Below are 17,137 nucleotides of genomic sequence, written 5' to 3'. Positions count from 1 at the left end.
CCAATGTTGGATGTCAGGATGCAATCGCGAGCAGGCTCGCTCCCACATATAGAATCACCGCCTTCAGATCTTTTCGCTTGTGACCTGGACGTACAGCGCACGCCCGGCGCCAAGACCGGCGATGATCGCACCCGCCCCGATGATGCCGAAGATCCAGCCCAGGGCGTTCCAGCCACCGGTCCAGTCATGCACCACACCGACCGCGAACGGCCCCATGGACGCCAGGGTGTAACCGAAGCCCTGGGCCATGCTCGACAGGTTGGCCGCGACATGGGCATCCCGCGAACGCAGCACGATCAGAGTCAACGCCAGGCTGAACGTGGCGCCCTGCCCCAACCCCAGCAGGATCGCCCAACCCCACAAGCCATCGATCGGCGCATAAAGGCAACCGAACAAACCGCCGAGGGTCATTGCCATGACGATCACGATCGCCAACCGCTGATCCTTGCCGCGCGTCGCCAGCCAGGGTGCTGCCAGGGAACTGATCAACTGGACAATCACCGAACCCGACAACACCAGACCGGCCTGGGTTGGCGTCAGACCGCGGTCGATCAGAATCGACGGCAGCCAGCCAAACACGATGTAGGCCAAAGACGATTGCAGGCCCATGTACAAGGTCACTTGCCAGGCCAGCGGATCACGCAGCAGGCCTCGGACCCGATAGGCAACATGATGCGCGCCGTGTTTCTGACCGACTTGCGGCAGCCAGAAAATCGCCGCGACCAACGCTGGAACCACCCAGAAGCCGAGACCCAAGGCCCAGCTCTTATCGAAATGTTCGCTCAACGGCACGGTTGCCCCAGCCGCCATGGCCGCGCCCAGGCACAGCGCCATGGTGTAGACGCCGGTCATGGTGCCGGCCTGTTTCGGGAAGTCGCGTTTGACAATGCCGGGCAGCAGCACGCCAATCACCCCGATGCTGGCGCCGGCCAACACGCTACCGGCGAACAGGCCAACTTCGCCGAATGAACTGCGCAAAATGATCCCGCCGGCCAGCATCAGAAGAATCCCCAACACCACCCGCTCGGCCCCAAAACGTCGCGCCAGCACCGGCGCCAACGGTGCGAACAGACCGAGGCAAAGTACAGGCAAGGTCGTCAGCAACCCGGCTTGGGCAGCCGATAGCCCCAGCGCCTTCGAGATTTCGCTGAGCATCGGCGCCATGCTCGACAACGCCGGACGCAGGTTCAGCGCCACCAGAATCAGGCCGAGCAACAACAACCACGGCCGCCGCAGGACCGGGTGAGTTTGCTGAACCTGTTCGTCATCGGCCTCGGCGTCGATCAACAGCTCTTCGAGCTCCGCCGTACGCTTGAGCTCAGTGATGCTGCTGTTGCTGGCCTGCTGGGTGGACATGGGGTTCTCGGTTTCAAGGTTCATTGATCAACTGCCTCGACAAGGCTTTGGCCCGTTCCGGGTCGCGTTGCTCGACGGCCTCGAGCAGTTCGACATGAAGGTCGAACACCGATTGGCGTCGGGGTGAGATGTTCAGGGTCTGGCGCAAGTGCGCGCCGACGATGCTGGAAAAGTAGCGATACAACTCGCTGAGGGTCGGGTTGTGCGCCGCCTCCACCAGTCGACGGTGAAATACCAGGTCGCAGGCGATGTAGGTGTCGAGATCGCCGTGGTAGTGACTGCCGCTGACGCCTAGCGCTTCGCGCAATGCCACCAGGTCTTCATCGGTGCGGCGTAACGCCGCGAGGCCAATGGCTTCGACTTCCAGAATGTGCCGGGTTTCCCGAGCCTGTTCCTGAGTGCAACGGGACAGCGCCTTCATGGTGTCCAGCGGATCGACCACCGCCCGCAGATAGCTGCCGTCGCCCTGACGGATTTCGATCAACCCGGAAAACGCCAATACGCGCATGGCTTCACGCACGGTGTTGCGGCTGATGCCCAACTCTGTCGCCAGTTCCGGCTCGGTGGGCAAACGCTGGCCGACCGTCCAGATGCCTTCAGTGATGCGCAGGCGCAACTGGTCCAAGGCCTGATCGACCAGGGATCGCTTAATTAATGGAGAAATGTCTGACATAGGATTCGCCCTTTCATCCAATCATAGGATGAATTTTCTGACATGTTAGTCAGCTTCGTCTGAGAGGACAACCGCCTAGGGTTAGAAGGCAGGAAACAGAGCGGGATTTTCGATTGTTAAAATTACCCTTTAAGGGTAATTTTCATCTCAGAGTTGAAGTGTCTTATGGAAAAGAACACACCTCATTACGACTTGGCGGTGGTCAAGGCGGAGGTTGTCAGATTAGGGAAAAAAGCATTCACCAGGCGCGCGCTGGAAACAGGTAAGGATATGGGATTGACGCATTGGGGAATGGCGAAAGTGGTTTGTGCACTCGAGCGCAAGATGCTCTACAAATCCATGACCTCTTACGTGGACCACCGAATCTGGCAGGACGTGTACCACACAACATTCAGTGATCTGGAGATTTACATCAAAGTGACCTACTGCCCCGGCGGCGGCGCTCCGGTGATCTCCTTCAAGGAGAAAAATTCATGAAAGCACGGCAATGCATGAGCTGCGGCACTCAAGACGGAATGCAACATTTCGACGGACGCAGCCTCAGTGTGAACTACAAGCAAATGTCACGGATGGTGCACGATATCGCCGGATGGGAGTGCACGTTCTGTGGTGAAATCATTTTCGACGATGAGACCGATAGCGCAGAGCGATACGTCGACGCGGGCGATCAACTGCTCCAGGACTGCTTTCAAATCATGGGGGCCGAGATAAAACGTATCCGCCGCAAATTGCACCTCACACAGAAAGAAGCGGTGAAGCTACTCTCCGGCGGTGGGCACAATGCTTTTTCCCGCTATGAGCGCGGCGAGCTAGCCCCGCCTCAACCGCTGTTTACGCTAATGCGCTTGCTTGACCGTCACCCACACCTGATGGCCGAGGTGCACGCGCTCAGCGAGGGCACCGATTTAAAGCAGCTGTTGGCGACACGTTATCCAGAACAAGAAACCGTCCAGACGCAATAACCCAGACAAAAATAAACCCGGAACATAGTCCGGGTTTATTTCACTGCCTGGCTTCGATCAATGCAGAATCTGGCTCAGGAACAGCTTCGTACGCTCATTCTGCGGGTTATCGAAGAAGTCGTTCGGCGCAGCCTGTTCGACGATTTCACCCTTGTCCATGAAGATCACGCGGTTGGCCACGGTACGGGCGAAGCCCATTTCGTGGGTCACGCAGAGCATGGTCATGCCGTCTTCGGCCAGGCCGATCATGGTGTCCAGAACCTCTTTCACCATCTCTGGGTCGAGTGCCGAAGTCGGTTCGTCGAACAGCATGATTTTCGGTTTCATGCACAGGGCGCGGGCAATCGCCACACGCTGTTGCTGACCGCCGGACAATTGCCCCGGGAATTTATGCGCCTGCTCCGGAATGCGTACGCGCTCCAGATAATGCATGGCGATTTCTTCGGCCTTGCGCTTGGGCATCTTGCGTACCCACATCGGCGCCAGCGTGCAGTTCTGCAGGATGGTCAGGTGCGGGAACAGGTTGAAGTGCTGGAACACCATGCCGACTTCACGACGGACCGATTCGATCTGCTTGAGGTCGTTGGTCAGCTCCACGCCATCGACCACGATGCGACCCTGCTGGTGTTCTTCCAGACGGTTGAGGCAACGGATGGTGGTGGATTTGCCGGAACCCGACGGGCCGCACAAAACGATACGCTCGCCTTGCTTGACGTTCAGGTTGATGTCTTTCAACACGTGGAACTGGCCGTACCACTTGTTCACGCCCTGCATCTGAATAATGCCTTCGGGGCTCACTGTCTTTTTGATTGCTTCGCTCATCAGAGAACTTCCTAAATTAGGTACTGCTTTAGCGCTTGTGGCCAGTGTCCAGCTTGCGTTCCAAATGCATGGAATAGCGGGACATACCAAAACAGAAAATCCAGAACACCAGGGCCGCGAACACATAGCCTTCAGTGGCCATGCCCAGCCATTTTGGGTCGGCGGCGGCTTGCTTGACGCTGTTGAGCAAGTCGAACAGGCCGATGATGATCACCAGGCTCGTGTCCTTGAACAGCGCAATGAAGGTGTTGACGATGCCAGGGATCACCAGCTTCAGGGCTTGCGGCAGAATCACCAGGCCCATGCTGCGCCAGTAACCGAGGCCCATTGCTGCAGCCGCTTCGTATTGACCTTTGGGGATCGCTTGCAGACCGCCACGCACCACTTCAGCGATGTAGGCCGACTGGAACAGGATCACGCCGATCAGCGCCCGCAGCAGTTTGTCGAAGTTCATGCCTTCGGGCAGGAACAACGGCAACATCACCGAAGACATGAATAGCACCGTGATCAACGGCACGCCACGCCAGAATTCAATGAAGGTCACGCAGACCACACGAATCGCCGGCATGTTCGAACGCCGACCCAAGGCCAGAACGATACCCAGCGGCAATGCGCCGACGATACCGACGGTAGCGATCACCAGGGTCAGCATCAGGCCGCCCCACTGGCTGGTCGCCACAGTGCTCAGACCGAACAGGCCACCGTGCAGCAGGAGGTAGGCAATGATCGGATAGAGCACCAGAAAGCTCAGGCCGTAGATTGCCTTGTGTGGAACGCGTGCGACGAACAACGGCGCCACGCCAATCACCGCCAGCCACACGGTCAGGTCTACGCGCCAGCGCAGGTCTGTCGGGTAGTAGCCATACATGAACTGGCCGAAGCGCTGCTGGATGAACACCCAGCAGGCGCCCTCCTTGGTGCAATCGGCGCGAGTGGTGCCGACCCAGTTGGCGTCGAGAATCGCCCAGCTCACGATAGGCGGAACTATCAGGTAAATCAGATAGAACGCGAACAGCGTCAGCAGGGTGTTGATCCAGCTGGAGAACATGTGCGCCCGCATCCACGCCACGACACCGATACTGCTGCTCGGTGGTGGCATGTCGGGTTTGAAAGTATGAGTCGTCATGCGCTTTTCCTTACCGCTCGATCAGCGCAATGCGCTTGTTGTACCAGTTCATCAGCAGGGAAATGCTGATACTGATTGCCAGGTACACGCTCATGGTGATGGCAATGACTTCGATCGCCTGTCCGGTCTGGTTCAGCACCGTACCGGCAAACAACGACACCATCTCCGGATAACCGATACCGGCCGCCAGCGAGGAGTTCTTCGCCAGGTTCAGGTATTGGCTGGTCAGCGGTGGAATGATCACGCGCAGGGCTTGCGGGATGATTACCTTGCGCAGGGTCGGACCGTTGCGCAATCCCAACGAGTGCGCCGCTTCGGTCTGGCCATGGCTGACCGACTTGATGCCCGAACGCACGATCTCGGCGATAAACGCCGCGGTGTACACGGTCAAAGCCAGGGTCAGCGCCAGCAGTTCCGGGATCAGCACCCAGCCACCGACGAAGTTGAAGCCCTTGAGTTCCGGCATTTCCCAGTGCAGTGGCGCGCCGAAGATCAAGGCGCACAGCGCAGGGATCACCAGGAACATCGCCAGGCCGACCCAGAACTTGTGGAACGGTACGCCGGTCGCTTCGAAACGCTTGGTAGCCCAGCGGCTCATCAGCACGATAGCCACAATGGCCACGACGATGCTCACCACAAACGGCCAGAAACCGTCCGCCGCCAACGCTGCGGGCATGTTCAGGCCGCGGCTGCTGACGAAGAAGGTGTCGCCGAAGTTATGGCTGTTGCGAGGCCCCGGCATGGTCAGGAACACGGCAAAGTACCAGAACAGAATTTGCAGCAGTGGCGGAATGTTACGGAAGACCTCTACATAAACCGTCGCCAGCTTGGCAATGATCCAGTTCTTCGACAGCCGTGCCACACCGACGATGAACCCGAGGATCGTCGCCAGGATCACACCGATAAAGGTGACCAGCAGGGTGTTGAGCAAGCCGATGACAAACACCCGGGCATAGCTGTCCGATTCGGTGTAGTCGATCAGGTGCTGAGCGATGCCGAAACCGGCGCTGCGCTCCAGAAAACTGAAACCGGAGGTAATGCCCCGGTGTTGCAGGTTTGTTTGAGTGTTGTCGAACAGGTACCAACCCATCCCGACCACGGCGACAACCGTGATGATCTGAAACAGCCACGCACGCACTCGTGGATCGCTGAGGCTGAGCCTCTGCTTTGGTGCGCCGATTGAATTTTGCATGAAGTGCCCCGGAAATAATGGAACAGAACATCACCCGGTGGTTGGCCCACCGGGTGATAGAACCATCAGCGCACTGGTGGTGCGTATTGAATGCCGCCGTTGGTCCACAGGGCGTTCAAGCCACGGTCGATTTCCAGCGGAGTGCTCTTGCCGAGGTTTTTATCGAAAACTTCGCCGTAGTTACCGACTTGTTTGACGATTTTAACGACCCAGTCTTTCGGCAGTTTCAGATCCTTGCCGTATTCACCGTCGCCACCCAGCAGACGGGCAACGTCCGGGTTCTTGGTCGACTTGGCTTCAGCTTCGACGTTTTTCGAAGTGATGCCTGCTTCTTCAGCGTTGAGCATGGCGTAACCCGTCCAGCGCACGATGGCCAGCCACTCGTCGTCGCCATTACGCACGACCGGACCCAGAGGTTCCTTGGAGATGGTTTCCGGCAGAACGACGTAGTCTTTTGGCGAGGCCAGTTTGCTGCGCTGTGCGTACAACTGAGACTTGTCGGAGGTCAGCACGTCGCAACGACCGGATTCCAGCGACTTGGCGCTTTCATCGGAGGTGTCGAAGGTGATCGGGGTGTACTTCAGGCCATTGGCGCGGAAGTAGTCGGACACGTTCAGCTCGGTGGTGGTACCTGCTTGAATACAGATGGTTGCGCCATCCAGTTCCTTCGCACTTTTCACGCCCAGCTTGCTGTTAGCCAGGAAGCCTACGCCGTCGTAATAGGTGATGAAGCCAGGAAACTTCAGGCCCATGCCCGCGTCACGGGAACTGGTCATGGTGGAGTTGCGCGACAGCATGTCGATTTCGCCGGATTGCAAAGCAGTGAAACGCTCCTTGGCATTCAACTGGCTGAATTTGACCTTGGTTGCGTCGCCGAATACGGCAGCAGCTACAGCACGGCAGAAGTCAGCATCGATACCCACGATCTTGCCGGTAGAGTCCGGAACCGAGAAGCCCGGCAGACCGTCACTCACACCACACTGTACGAAACCTTTCTTTTGCACTGCATCCAGGGTTGCACCCGCCTGAGCGAACCCACTGACACCGAGCACTGCGGCTGCAGTCACGATGGCCAGGGTGGATTTCAACATCTTCATTCAAACCTCCAGTTTTGCTCTTGTTGTGTCGGAGCTTGAGCCCTGTCGCACCCTTATGAGGCGTTGTTGACCCGTGTTGGCTTTTTTTAGGGTCAACCGACGCAGGACCGTCGCTATGAGTCTAGTAGGAGAAAATCCACATCATGGACAACTCCCTTCTCACCAATCGGCCGAACGGGCGGTAGCCCTTTCACGTTCGCGAAGCCCGTAGCGGCCTTTGGCGAACATCCATCACCAGATTCTTTGCTATCCCATGACTAGCCGTACACTGATAGTGTTACCGCCAGGCATGAGATTGGTGCACAGGTTTCCCTATAGCAAAGCCCGTACCAGACCGATCGCTAAAGCGATTCAGCGACAGGTCAATAGCAAAACTTGCAGCCTTGCGACATCTTCTTAACTGATCAACCCGTTGCGCACTCCAACCTCGCACTTAAATGAGAGCGCATGCACAAATATGGAGCACCCATGACCGAGCCCCTGATTCTTCAACCCGTCAAGCCCGCAGACGCCTGCGTTATCTGGCTGCACGGGCTGGGCGCCGACCGTTACGACTTCCTGCCGGTGGCTGAAGCGCTGCAGGAAAGCCTGCTGACCACTCGCTTCGTCCTGCCCCAGGCTCCGACTCGCGCCGTCACCATTAATGGTGGCTACGAAATGCCGAGCTGGTACGACATATTGGCCATGAGCCCGGCGCGCGCGATCAGCCGAGAGCAGTTGGAAGCGTCCGCGCAACGGGTCTTTGATTTGATCGAAGAGCAGAAGGCCAGCGGAATAGACGCCTCGCGCATCTTTCTCGCCGGTTTTTCCCAAGGTGGCGCCGTGGTATTGCACACGGCCTTTGTGAAATGGCAGGGACCGCTGGGCGGCGTACTTGCCCTCTCTACTTACGCGCCGACCTTCAGCGATGAACTGGAGCTTTCCGCCAGCCAGCAGCGCATTCCGGTGCTGTCATTGCACGGCCAGTACGATGAGGTGGTTCAAAACTCCATGGGCCGGACCGCCTATGAGCATTTAAAGCAACGTGGTGTCACCGTGACATGGCAGGAATACCCAATGGGCCACGAAGTGTTACCCGAAGAAATTCGTGACATCGGCGTCTGGCTTGCCGAGCGTTTGCGCTAAAAGCTACCCATTGATCCATCCCACTACGCCGCGCCCGATTCTTGCATTACACTGGCCGGCGTATATTCCTTAACCAATTGATGAGATGACCGTGCTCAAAGCACTCAAGAAAATGTTCGGTAAAAGCGAGACTGAGCAGCTCGCGCCAGTCTCCAGCGCTCCTTCTCATACTCCCAGCCACCGCACCGACGGTAATCAGCCTGGCCGGACCGCAACCGTAGCGGCACCGAAGCACGAGCCGGTGACCACACCGACCGCCCCCGCCGCCCCGGCCATCGCCTCTGAGCAGCCGCGCAGCGAAGCCCCGAAACCGGCAAAACCGCGTCGCGAACCAAAGCCAAAAGCGCCGGTTATTCCCTGGAAACTCGAAGACTTCGTCGTCGAACCCCAGGAAGGCAAAACCCGCTTCCACGATTTCAAACTCGCCCCCGAACTGATGCACGCCATTCAGGACCTGGGCTTTCCGTATTGCACGCCGATCCAGGCGCAGGTGCTTGGCTTTACCCTCGCGGGCAAAGACGCCATCGGTCGCGCCCAGACCGGCACCGGCAAAACCGCCGCCTTCCTGATTTCGATCATCACTCAGCTGCTGCAAACCCCGCCGCCCAAAGAGCGCTACATGGGTGAACCGCGGGCACTGATCATCGCCCCGACCCGGGAACTGGTGGTGCAGATCGCCAAGGACGCAGCCGACCTGACCAAGTACACCGGCCTCAACGTCATGACATTTGTCGGCGGCATGGACTTCGACAAGCAACTCAAGCACCTCGAAGCCCGTCACTGCGACATCCTGGTGGCCACTCCGGGCCGCTTGCTCGACTTCAACCAGCGCGGCGATGTGCACCTGGACATGGTCGAAGTGATGGTGCTGGACGAAGCCGACCGGATGCTCGACATGGGTTTCATCCCACAAGTGCGTCAGATCATTCGCCAGACTCCGCCGAAGAACGAGCGTCAGACGCTGCTGTTCTCCGCGACCTTCACCGAAGACGTGATGAACCTCGCCAAGCAATGGACCACCGACCCGTCGATCGTCGAGATCGAAGCGCAGAACGTGGCCAGCGAAAACGTCGAGCAACACATCTACGCGGTGGCCGGCGCCGACAAATACAAACTGCTCTATAACCTGGTCAACGATAACGGCTGGGAACGGGTAATGGTCTTCGCCAACCGCAAGGACGAAGTGCGGCGCATCGAAGAACGCCTGGTACGCGATGGCGTCAACGCGGCGCAACTGTCTGGCGATGTGCCGCAGCACAAGCGCATCAAGACCCTGGAAGGTTTCCGCGAAGGCAAGATCCGCGTACTGGTGGCCACCGATGTTGCCGGTCGCGGCATTCACATCGACGGCATCAGCCACGTGATCAACTTCACCCTGCCGGAAGTCCCGGACGACTACGTGCACCGCATCGGTCGTACCGGCCGTGCCGGCGCGGATGGCGTGTCCATCAGCTTTGCCGGTGAAGACGACTCCTACCAGCTACCGTCCATCGAGGCGCTGCTGGGTCGCAAGATCAGTTGTGAAACGCCACCGACGCATCTGCTACGGGCGGTTGAGCGCAAGCGCCCGTAACTCGGGCCTTTCAGAAAGAAGCGCAGCCGGAAACGGACTGCGCTTTTTTTTCGTCCGGCTTTTTTCAACAGGACTTGCTAGAGACAACTAAAAGTCCATAATGGACAAATTAGTTTACTTTCAGCGCCCGGAGCCGACCATGCCCAGCACGCCTTACGTGATAACCCAACCTCAAGCCCGCGAACTGTTGGCACACGTTGACGTGCCGCAGATCCTGCGCAAGCTGTTCCGCGACCTGGCCGCCGGACAAGCCGTGCAACCGGCGCAACAGTTGGTGGAATTCCCGCAGGGCGCCGGGGACTTCATCAATTACTTGGGTGTGCTGGCCGAAGACGGGGTATATGGCGTCAAGACCTCGCCTTACATCGTGCGCGAGCAAGGCCCGCTGGTGACAGCCTGGACGCTGCTGATGTCGATGCAAACCGGCCAGCCGCTGCTGCTCTGCGATGCCGGTGAACTGACCACGGCTCGCACCGCCGCGACGACGGCGGTGGCGGTCGATGCCCTCGCGCCGTTGAAGGCCCAACGTCTGGCGATCATCGGCAGCGGCAAGGTGGCCCAGGCGCACCTGCATTACGTCAAGGACCTGCGGGACTGGCAAAGCATCAGCCTCTACTCGCCGAGCCTGAGCGAAAAAAATCCCGAAGCGTTGGCACAGCTCAAAAGCCTCGATCCACGGCTGACCCTCGCCGACAATTGCGAAGCCGCGATTCAGGATGCCGACGTGATCATGCTCTGCACTTCGTCCGCCGGTCCGGTGATCGACCCGTCGAACTTAAGCAAACCGGCGCTGATCACCTCCATCAGCACCAACGCCCCACGCGCCCACGAAGTGCCGCCGCAGAGCCTCAATGACATGCAGGTGTTCTGTGACTATCGTCAGACCACTCCGGGCTCGGCCGGTGAAATGCTGATCGCTGGAGAGCAGCATGGCTGGGACAAGCGTTCGATTGTCGGCGATCTGCCCGACTTGCTCAGCGAAAAAATCCAGCGCCCTGAATACGATCGCTCGGTGTTCTTCCGCTCCATCGGCCTGGGCCTGGAAGACATCGCACTGGCCAATGCCCTTTACCAACTACAGCGCTAACACCAAAAACCCCATGGGAGCGGGCTTGCCCGCGATGCAGGCGCCGCGCTCTGTCAGGCACACCGCGGTGATGCCATCGCGGGCAAGCCCGGCTCCCACAGGGTTTATCTATAACCATGGCATTTGCGCCCCCACAGGAGACGTTCATGAGCCAGGCAGACTTCATCATCATCGGCGGCGGGATTGCCGGCGCTTCCACCGGTTTCTGGCTGTCGCAGCACGGGCGGGTGATTGTGCTCGAACGCGAATCCCATCCGGCCTACCACTCCACCGGACGCTCGGCGGCGCTGTTCACCGCCGCCTATGGCACACCGCAGGTTCGGGCATTGACCCAGGCCAGCCGCGACTTCTTCGATGCTCCACCGCCCGGTTTCTGCGAACACCCGCTGCTGACCCCGCGCGGCGAGATGACCGTCGACTTCACCGGCGATCCGGCCGAGCTAAGCAACCAATACCTGAGCGCCAAAGCCACGGTGCCGCAAATGCAATGGCTCAGCGCCGACGAAGCCTGTGCGCGCCTGCCGATCCTGCGTCGGGAAAAAGTCCATGGCGCGATCTACGACCCGACCGCCAGCGACATCGATACCGATGCCTTGCATCAGGGCTATCTGCGCGGTATCCGACGCAATAAAGGTGAAGTTCATACCGACAGCGAGGTGTTAAGCCTGAGCCGTGATGTCGAAGGGCAATGGCAGGTTCAAACCAACACTCAGACCTTCAGCGCCCCGATCATCATCAACGCCGCCGGTGCCTGGGCCGACAGGATTGCCGAGCTGGCCGGCGCCAAACCGCTGGGTGTGCAACCCAAACGCCGGGCAGCCTTTATCTTTGCCGGCCCCGAGGGCCTGGATATCCATGACTGGCCAATGCTGGTCAGCCTCGATGAATCCTTCTATATGAAACCCGACGCCGGCATGTTCCTCGGTTCACCGGCCAACGCCGACCCGGTGGAACCGCACGACGTGCAGCCCGAAGAGCTGGACATCGCCATGGGCATCTACCAGATCGAAGAAGCCACCACCCTGAACATCCGCCGCCCGACCCGCACCTGGGCCGGCCTGCGCAGTTTCGTGCGCGACGGGGATTTGCTGTCCGGCTTCGATCAGCAGGTGCCGGGGTTGTTCTGGGTCGCGGCGCAAGGTGGGTATGGCATCCAGACGTCGCCGGCCATGGGCCAGGCCAGTGCTGCCCTGGTACGCGGTGAAGACTTGCCCGAGCAGCTCACCCGTTTCGGCCTGGACGCCGGAATGCTCTCCCCTGCCCGCCTGAGCTGATCCTGATCCTGATCCTGATCCTGATCCTGATCCTCAGGTGACGTGTCCACACGATTGCGGCAAACTTCCGGCGTCCCTTTTTAACGGGGCGCTGACGCTGCCTGGAGTTCCACTGTATGAACGCACCTGAAAAAGACTCGGCTCTGGACGCTACGTCCATGGACAACTTCCGCGCGATTGCCGATGCGATCGCCACGTTGTTCTTCCCTCACGCCGAGGTGGTGCTGCACGACCTGCGTACGCAAAAGGTCGATTACATCGCCAACAACCTGTCCAAACGGGAAATCGGCGACGACTCGTCTCTGGAAGACATGCTCAGCGAAGAGGTCAGCGAACGAAACATCGGGCCGTACGAAAAGCTCAACTGGGACGGTCAGAAGATTCGCAGTCTCAGCAGCGTACTGCGCGACAGCGAGGGTCGTCCGCTGGCAGTGTTGTGCATCAACCTGAATATCTCGCTGTTCGAGAACGCGAAAGCGGCGCTGGATTTGTTCCTGTCGCCGACCAAGCTGATCCCGCAACCGGACTCACTGTTTCGCGATGACTGGCAGGAGCGGATCAACACCTTTCTGCACGCCTGGTTGCGTGAGCGTCAGTTGAGCCTGAACGTGCTGACCCGTGACCACAAACGCGAACTGGTGCTGGCGCTGCACGCCGAAGGCGCCTTCAAAGGCAAAAGCGCCTCCAACTATGTGGCCAATGTACTGAACATGGGACGGGCGACGGTGTACAAGCATTTGAAGGAACTAAAGGGCTAAAGATTTGCAGTGACTGTTCCGGCCTCATCGCGGGCAAGCCCGCTCCCACAGTGTCCGTGTCGTGTACAAAATATGAGTACACCGCTGAACCTGTGGGAGCGGGCTTGCCCGCGATGGCGATTAATCAGTCGCCATAGATATCCGACTTGAAATACTTCTGCGAAATCTTCTGATACTCGCCATTGGCGCGAATATCGTCGATAGCCTTGTTCAGATCCGCCACCAACTGCGTGTTGCCCTTGCGGACCGCAATCCCGGCGCCCTCGCCCACGTATTTCGGGTCTTTCAACTCCGGCCCGACAAACGCGTAGCCTTTGCCACGAGGCATCGCCAGGAAGTCACTCAAGGGGATGGTGTCGGCAAAAATCGCATCGAGACGACCGGCTGCCAGATCCATGTAGATTTCTTCGTTGTTACCGTAGCGCTTGACGTTGATGCCTTTGGGTTCAAAAACCTCGGTGGCGTAACGGTCGGTGGTGGTTGCGCGCTGCACGCCGACATTCTTGCCCTTGAGGCTGGCGTACTGGTCATCCACCACGGCGCCGTCCTTCATCACCAGACGCGATGAGGTGAAGTAATACTTGTGAGTGAAATCCACCGATTTCTTACGGTCTTCATTGATGGTCATGGACGACAGCGCCATGTCGATTTTCTTCACCTTCAGGGAAGGAATCAGACCGTCGAACTCGCCTTCGACCCACTCACACTTGACCTTCATCTGCGCGCACAGGGCATTGCCGATCTCGTAGTCAAAACCGACTATTTTGCCTTCCTGAGTTTTGGACGCGAACGGTGGATAAGCCGCTTCGATGCCGATGCGCAGGTTTTTCTCGGCGGCGAACAGGCTACTGCACGCCAACAGGCTCAAGGCCAGACCGGTGATGAGGGGGAATTTCTTCATATTCGTTCTCTCGCGGGTTGTTGTTGGTTTGGCAAGACAGAAGAAGCTGAAACAGGGAAGCACTTTTTTGTACTTATAATTCCATACTGGACTTTTACGTATTATCCGTCAATCGGGCAGACAGTCTCATACCCGGCCTCTGGTCGGGTGCTAGCCGAATGTAAAAAAAAAAGGCCGGGGCGGTGCTTCGCGATCATGCGAAACACCGACCCGGCCCTCAGGAACCGCCCAGACAGTTATTCCAGCGCGGCAGCCGGCCCGAAGAACTCGTAACGGCTTTGCTTCTCCGGCACACCCAAGGCCTTGAGGTGACGCTTGATCACTGCCATGAAGCCTTTAGGCCCCAGGAAGTACGCATCCACATCGCGCTGTTCCGGCATCCACTCGCCGAGTTGCTCCTCGCTCAACAGGCCAACCTTGTCCGCCGCCGGGCTGACGCCATCGTCTTCGGCATAGCAATAAAAACGCTTGAGCTGCGGATGACGCTCGGCCAGGCCATCGATCCAGTCACGGAAAGCATGCACGCTACCGTTGCGCGCGCAGTGGATAAAGTGCACCGGCCGCTCGGTCGCCAGCGCCGCTTCGAGCATCGCCAGCGTCGGGGTGATGCCGACGCCACCACTGATCAGCACCAGCGGTTTGTCGCTGGCGGTCAGGGTGAAATCGCCCGCTGGCGGGAACAGCATAATGCTCGCGCCCACATTCAGTTGATCGTGCAAATGGTTGGACGCGCGGCCGCCGGTTTCACGCTTGACGCTGATGCGGTACTGGCCCTTGTTGGCCAGCGCCGACAGCGAATAATTACGTCGAATTTCTTCGCCATCGAGGATCAGTTTCATGCCGATGTACTGGCCAGGCTCTGCCGCGAGAATCGGGCCCTTGTCCGCCGGTTCGAAGTAGAACGAGGTAATTTCCGAGCTTTCCTCGACCTTGGCCGCCACGATGAACTCCCGCGCACCGCGCCAGCCGCCCGGCGCCTGTGCTTTCTGGTCGTAGATGCTGGCTTCGGCGCCGATCAGGATCTCTGCCAATTGGCCATAGGCCGCGCCCCAGGCACTCATCACTTCAGGCGTGGCAATCTCTTCGCCCAGCACTTCTGAGATCGCTCGCAACAGGCAGCTGCCCACGATCGGGTAATGCTCCGGGAGGATTTGCAGGGCCACGTGCTTGTTGATGATCTTGGCCACCAGGTCGCCCAACTGATCGAGCTGGTCGATGTGCCGCGCATACATCAATACACCGTTGGCCAAGGCACGAGGTTGATCGCCGCTGGCTTGGTGGGCCTGGTTGAACAGCGGGCGGACCTCCGGGTATTCGGAGAGCATCATGCGGTAGAAGTGAGTGATCAACGCTTCGCCGCCGCTTTCCAGCAACGGCACGGTGGATTTGATGATTGCACGGTCTTGAACGCTAAGCATAAAGGGCGACTCCTGAGCTTTATGTGAATAACCTTTACGTATCAGTTTCCATGCCAACAATTAAATCCTTATAAATCAGCAAGTTAAAAACATAGTAGTCATATCGACACACGGCACTTTATAGTCACACCGACTACACGGAGTCATTATGACTGCAAAACTACTGCTCACGACCCTACTGCCCCTGGTCTCCGACCTGTCCCGCGAATTGCCCGAAGGAGAGCGCTACCGACGCCTGCTCGAAGCCATGCGCGCCCTGCTCCCTTGCGACGCCGCGGCCCTGCTGCGACTCGACGGCGAATGGCTGGTGCCTTTAGCCGTCGACGGGTTGAGCACCGACACCCTCGGCCGACGTTTCAAGATCAGCGAACACCCGCGCTTCGAAGCGCTGCTCAGCAGTCCCGGCCCGACTCGCTTCGCCGCCGACAGCGATTTGCCCGATCCTTATGACGGCCTGGTCGAGGGTCTTCACGATCACCTGGAAGTCCACGACTGCATGGGCTGCCCGTTGTTTATCGACGAGCGTCCGTGGGGGTTGCTGACCCTCGACGCGCTCGACCCTGAACGTTTCGAACCGATCGAACTGGACGCCCTGCAAGCCTTCGCCAGCCTCGCCGCCGCCACGGTCAACGCCGCCGAGCGCATCGAACGGCTGGCCAATCGCGTCGAAGACGAACATCAGCGCGCCGAGGTTTACCGTCAGGCCAGCGGCCAACAGAACCGCGAAATGATCGGCCAGAGCAAGACTTACAAACGACTGGTGGAAGAGATCAGCCTGGTGGGCGGCAGCGACCTGACGGTGCTGATCACCGGCGAAACCGGAGTCGGCAAAGAGTTGGTGGCCCAAGCCATCCACGCGGCGTCCCCACGGGCCGACAAACCAATCATCAGCCTCAATTGCGCCGCTCTGCCAGACACACTGGTGGAGAGCGAATTGTTCGGCCATGTGCGCGGTGCTTTCACCGGCGCAACGAATGATCGGCGCGGCAAGTTCGAACTGGCCAACGGCGGCACATTATTTCTCGATGAAGTGGGCGAACTGTCGCTGACGGTGCAAGCCAAATTATTGAGGGTGCTGCAGAGCGGGCAATTGCAGCGCCTGGGCTCAGACAAGGAACATCAGGTCGACGTGCGATTGATTGCAGCGACCAACCGCGATCTGGCCGAAGAAGTGCGCAGCGGTCGCTACCGTGCCGACTTCTATCATCGCCTCAGCGTTTACCCGCTGCTGGTCCCCGCACTGCGCGATCGCGGTCGGGATGTTCTGCTGCTCAGCGGCTACTTCCTGGAACAAAACCGCTCACGCATGGGCCTCAACAGCTTGCGTCTGACCAGCGATGCGCAAGCGGCCTTGTTGGCGTATGACTGGCCGGGGAACGTGCGGGAGCTGGAGCATTTGATTGGTCGCAGTGCCTTGAAGGCGTTGGGCAACTGCAAACAACGGCCGAAGATTCTCAGTTTGAGTGCGGCGGATCTGGACTTGCCCAATGGCAGCGTTGAACCCGCGCCAGAACCGGTGGATGCTGCGCCGGAGGCTGCATTAATGGCAGGGGATTTGCGTGAGGCCACCGAGCATTATCAGCGCCAACTGATCAGCGCTTGCCTGGAACGGCACCAGAACAACTGGGCCAGCGCGGCGCGGGAGTTGGGGCTGGATCGGGCGAACCTTGGACGGATGGCCAAGCGGTTGGGTATGAAATAGTCTCACCAGGATAACGTCGTACCCTTGTGGCGAGGGAGCTTGCTCCCGCTGGAGTGCGTAGCGCTCCCGCT

The 17,137-nt window shown here is 59.0% G+C and carries 16 protein-coding genes; 8 read left to right on the top strand and 8 right to left on the bottom strand.

Going from position 1 to position 17,137, the window contains the following annotated elements; all coding sequences use genetic code 11:
* Window positions 1–63 precede the first annotated feature (63 nt).
* Together ACZ3HH_RS25495 and ACZ3HH_RS25490 are read right to left on the bottom strand one after the other, a co-directional pair.
* Window positions 64–1,380, bottom strand: coding sequence for a CynX/NimT family MFS transporter (locus ACZ3HH_RS25495; RefSeq protein WP_465808798.1), 1,317 nt, complete (start codon window positions 1,378–1,380; stop codon window positions 64–66).
* Entirely contained in the window at window positions 1,370–2,029 is a 660-nt protein-coding gene (locus tag ACZ3HH_RS25490; RefSeq protein ID WP_465808796.1) for a FadR/GntR family transcriptional regulator, read from the bottom strand. The genes ACZ3HH_RS25495 and ACZ3HH_RS25490 overlap by 11 nt, the downstream gene beginning before the upstream one ends.
* A gap of 165 nt (window positions 2,030–2,194) precedes the next feature.
* Between ACZ3HH_RS25490 and ACZ3HH_RS25485 the strand changes: the two genes are divergently transcribed.
* The gene (locus tag ACZ3HH_RS25485) at window positions 2,195–2,506 is read left to right on the top strand and encodes a type II toxin-antitoxin system MqsR family toxin (protein ID WP_465808794.1); all 312 of its coding nucleotides are present in this window, start codon (window positions 2,195–2,197) and stop codon (window positions 2,504–2,506) included.
* Window positions 2,503–2,991 (top strand): type II toxin-antitoxin system MqsA family antitoxin, encoded by a 489-nt coding sequence (locus ACZ3HH_RS25480; protein ID WP_465808792.1) that lies wholly within the window; start codon window positions 2,503–2,505, stop codon window positions 2,989–2,991. The genes ACZ3HH_RS25485 and ACZ3HH_RS25480 overlap by 4 nt, the downstream gene beginning before the upstream one ends.
* 57 nt (window positions 2,992–3,048) lie before the next feature.
* On the opposite strand, the gene ACZ3HH_RS25475 is transcribed toward ACZ3HH_RS25480, so the two are convergent.
* The 4 genes from ACZ3HH_RS25475 to ACZ3HH_RS25460 form a co-directional block, all read right to left on the bottom strand.
* Window positions 3,049–3,813, bottom strand: coding sequence for an amino acid ABC transporter ATP-binding protein (locus ACZ3HH_RS25475; RefSeq protein ID WP_460144714.1), 765 nt, complete (start codon window positions 3,811–3,813; stop codon window positions 3,049–3,051).
* Between the two features lie 28 nt (window positions 3,814–3,841).
* Entirely contained in the window at window positions 3,842–4,939 is a 1,098-nt protein-coding gene (locus ACZ3HH_RS25470) for an amino acid ABC transporter permease (protein ID WP_123358171.1), read from the bottom strand.
* Window positions 4,940–4,949: 10 nt separating this feature from the next.
* Window positions 4,950–6,131, bottom strand: coding sequence for an amino acid ABC transporter permease (locus ACZ3HH_RS25465; protein WP_465808789.1), 1,182 nt, complete (start codon window positions 6,129–6,131; stop codon window positions 4,950–4,952).
* Window positions 6,132–6,196: 65 nt separating this feature from the next.
* Window positions 6,197–7,228 (bottom strand): amino acid ABC transporter substrate-binding protein, encoded by a 1,032-nt coding sequence (locus ACZ3HH_RS25460; protein ID WP_367372879.1) that lies wholly within the window; start codon window positions 7,226–7,228, stop codon window positions 6,197–6,199.
* Window positions 7,229–7,696: 468 nt separating this feature from the next.
* On the opposite strand from ACZ3HH_RS25460, the gene ACZ3HH_RS25455 reads away from it, so the two are divergent.
* The 5 genes from ACZ3HH_RS25455 (at window position 7,697) to ACZ3HH_RS25435 (ending at window position 13,045) form a co-directional block, all read left to right on the top strand.
* Window positions 7,697–8,353, top strand: coding sequence for an alpha/beta hydrolase (locus ACZ3HH_RS25455; protein ID WP_465808787.1), 657 nt, complete (start codon window positions 7,697–7,699; stop codon window positions 8,351–8,353).
* Between the two features lie 85 nt (window positions 8,354–8,438).
* Entirely contained in the window at window positions 8,439–9,926 is a 1,488-nt protein-coding gene (rhlB, locus tag ACZ3HH_RS25450) for an ATP-dependent RNA helicase RhlB (RefSeq protein WP_217854429.1), read from the top strand.
* 139 nt (window positions 9,927–10,065) lie between these two features.
* Window positions 10,066–11,013 (top strand): ornithine cyclodeaminase family protein, encoded by a 948-nt coding sequence (locus ACZ3HH_RS25445; RefSeq protein WP_465808785.1) that lies wholly within the window; start codon window positions 10,066–10,068, stop codon window positions 11,011–11,013.
* A gap of 146 nt (window positions 11,014–11,159) precedes the next feature.
* A complete protein-coding gene (locus ACZ3HH_RS25440; RefSeq protein WP_465808783.1) occupies window positions 11,160–12,287 on the top strand; it encodes an NAD(P)/FAD-dependent oxidoreductase in 1,128 nt (375 codons plus the stop codon).
* Window positions 12,288–12,403: 116 nt separating this feature from the next.
* Window positions 12,404–13,045, top strand: coding sequence for a helix-turn-helix transcriptional regulator (locus tag ACZ3HH_RS25435; RefSeq protein WP_038981650.1), 642 nt, complete (start codon window positions 12,404–12,406; stop codon window positions 13,043–13,045).
* A 124-nt stretch (window positions 13,046–13,169) separates the two neighbouring features.
* Here the strand turns inward: ACZ3HH_RS25435 and ACZ3HH_RS25430 are convergent, their stop codons facing one another.
* Window positions 13,170–13,946 carry an ABC transporter substrate-binding protein gene (locus ACZ3HH_RS25430; RefSeq protein ID WP_465808781.1) on the bottom strand — a complete coding sequence of 259 codons (777 nt, stop codon included), beginning with the start codon at window positions 13,944–13,946 and terminating at the stop codon, window positions 13,170–13,172.
* Window positions 13,947–14,182: 236 nt separating this feature from the next.
* The gene (gene hmpA, locus ACZ3HH_RS25425) at window positions 14,183–15,364 is read right to left on the bottom strand and encodes an NO-inducible flavohemoprotein (RefSeq protein WP_465808779.1); all 1,182 of its coding nucleotides are present in this window, start codon (window positions 15,362–15,364) and stop codon (window positions 14,183–14,185) included.
* 148 nt (window positions 15,365–15,512) lie between these two features.
* On the opposite strand from hmpA, the gene norR reads away from it, so the two are divergent.
* Window positions 15,513–17,066: a nitric oxide reductase transcriptional regulator NorR gene (gene norR / locus ACZ3HH_RS25420; RefSeq protein ID WP_465808777.1), complete on the top strand. Its 1,554-nt coding sequence runs from the start codon at window positions 15,513–15,515 to the stop codon at window positions 17,064–17,066.
* Window positions 17,067–17,137 lie beyond the last annotated feature (71 nt).

Source organism: Pseudomonas sp. PME37.24/025, from assembly GCF_055556615.1.
The sequence above is the reverse complement of the archived record's forward strand: the minus strand, read 5'-3'. Positions and strand labels throughout refer to the sequence as shown.

Excerpts from the sequence above, each read along its gene's own strand:
- ACZ3HH_RS25490 (WP_465808796.1), bottom strand. The coding sequence starts at position 2,029 with ATGTCAGACATTTCTCCATTAATTAAGCGATCCCTGGTCGATCAGGCC.
- ACZ3HH_RS25485 (WP_465808794.1), top strand. The coding sequence starts at position 2,195 with ATGGAAAAGAACACACCTCATTACGACTTGGCGGTGGTCAAGGCGGAG.
- ACZ3HH_RS25445 (WP_465808785.1), top strand. The coding sequence starts at position 10,066 with ATGCCCAGCACGCCTTACGTGATAACCCAACCTCAAGCCCGCGAACTG.
- hmpA (WP_465808779.1), bottom strand. The coding sequence starts at position 15,364 with ATGCTTAGCGTTCAAGACCGTGCAATCATCAAATCCACCGTGCCGTTG.
- ACZ3HH_RS25460 (WP_367372879.1), bottom strand. The coding sequence starts at position 7,228 with ATGAAGATGTTGAAATCCACCCTGGCCATCGTGACTGCAGCCGCAGTG.
- ACZ3HH_RS25480 (WP_465808792.1), top strand. The coding sequence starts at position 2,503 with ATGAAAGCACGGCAATGCATGAGCTGCGGCACTCAAGACGGAATGCAA.
- ACZ3HH_RS25475 (WP_460144714.1), bottom strand. The coding sequence starts at position 3,813 with ATGAGCGAAGCAATCAAAAAGACAGTGAGCCCCGAAGGCATTATTCAG.
- norR (WP_465808777.1), top strand. The coding sequence starts at position 15,513 with ATGACTGCAAAACTACTGCTCACGACCCTACTGCCCCTGGTCTCCGAC.
- ACZ3HH_RS25465 (WP_465808789.1), bottom strand. The coding sequence starts at position 6,131 with ATGCAAAATTCAATCGGCGCACCAAAGCAGAGGCTCAGCCTCAGCGAT.
- ACZ3HH_RS25440 (WP_465808783.1), top strand. The coding sequence starts at position 11,160 with ATGAGCCAGGCAGACTTCATCATCATCGGCGGCGGGATTGCCGGCGCT.
- ACZ3HH_RS25495 (WP_465808798.1), bottom strand. The coding sequence starts at position 1,380 with ATGAACCTTGAAACCGAGAACCCCATGTCCACCCAGCAGGCCAGCAAC.
- ACZ3HH_RS25455 (WP_465808787.1), top strand. The coding sequence starts at position 7,697 with ATGACCGAGCCCCTGATTCTTCAACCCGTCAAGCCCGCAGACGCCTGC.
- ACZ3HH_RS25435 (WP_038981650.1), top strand. The coding sequence starts at position 12,404 with ATGAACGCACCTGAAAAAGACTCGGCTCTGGACGCTACGTCCATGGAC.
- rhlB (WP_217854429.1), top strand. The coding sequence starts at position 8,439 with ATGACCGTGCTCAAAGCACTCAAGAAAATGTTCGGTAAAAGCGAGACT.
- ACZ3HH_RS25470 (WP_123358171.1), bottom strand. The coding sequence starts at position 4,939 with ATGACGACTCATACTTTCAAACCCGACATGCCACCACCGAGCAGCAGT.
- ACZ3HH_RS25430 (WP_465808781.1), bottom strand. The coding sequence starts at position 13,946 with ATGAAGAAATTCCCCCTCATCACCGGTCTGGCCTTGAGCCTGTTGGCG.